Here is a 735-nt window from a genome sequence, read left to right on the forward strand (position 1 = left end):
GGGAACTGACGGCCCTGGTGGAACGATATGGCAAACCCCTCATGATTGTCAGCGACAACGGTACGGAGTTCACATCCCATGCCATCCTGAAATGGGCCGATGAGATGAAGGTTGAATGGCACTATATCGCCCCCGGGAAACCGCAACAGAACGGCTTTGTCGAAAGTTTCAACGGCCGCTTGAGGGATGAATGCCTCAACGAGACGCTGTTCACGTTTCTCAGCCATGCCCGACAGATTCTGGCTGACTGGCGGGAAGACTACAATACGGCGCGCCCCCATTCCCAGCTGGGTGGCAGGACACCGGATCAGGTCGCCAGACAAGTGTCTCGGGGGCATGCCCCCGAGACACTTGTCATCCCATCAGCCCAAAGCCATAAAAAACGGGAACTCTCCTTTTGAGTGGATACAAAAAAGGGGGCACGTCAGCGACGTCATCTCCACTGGGAAGGTCTGTGAAAATACTCACGCACACGTGAAATCAGCCCAAACTACGCTGCATTTTCGCTCCCAATTGCATCCTATGTGCATCCTGCGATAGATTTGGGGCACAAAAAAAGCCACCCGATTGGGTGGCTTTTCTTTTGTCTTTTCAGACGCTTATTCATGGTTGCGGGGATAGGATTTGAACCTATGACCTTCAGGTTATGAGCCTGACGAGCTACCGGGCTGCTCCACCCCGCGTTTGTGAGGGAGGACTGGAAGACCTGGCGGCGACCGACTTTCCCGTGCCTTA

Annotated in this window: 1 protein-coding gene and 1 tRNA gene; one reads left to right on the forward strand and one right to left on the reverse strand. The window is 54.3% G+C overall.

Features of this window, described 5'->3' with window-relative positions; translation table 11 throughout:
* On the forward strand, positions 1–401 hold a 401-nt coding region (locus CDI09_RS17420), incomplete at its 5' end, for an integrase core domain-containing protein (RefSeq protein WP_249034064.1).
* A gap of 205 nt (positions 402–606) precedes the next feature.
* On the opposite strand, the gene CDI09_RS17425 is transcribed toward CDI09_RS17420, so the two are convergent.
* Positions 607–683 (reverse strand) — tRNA-Met (locus CDI09_RS17425).
* Positions 684–735 lie beyond the last annotated feature (52 nt).

The organism is Komagataeibacter nataicola (genome assembly GCF_003207795.1).
In the GTDB taxonomy this organism is placed as follows: domain Bacteria; phylum Pseudomonadota; class Alphaproteobacteria; order Acetobacterales; family Acetobacteraceae; genus Komagataeibacter; species Komagataeibacter nataicola.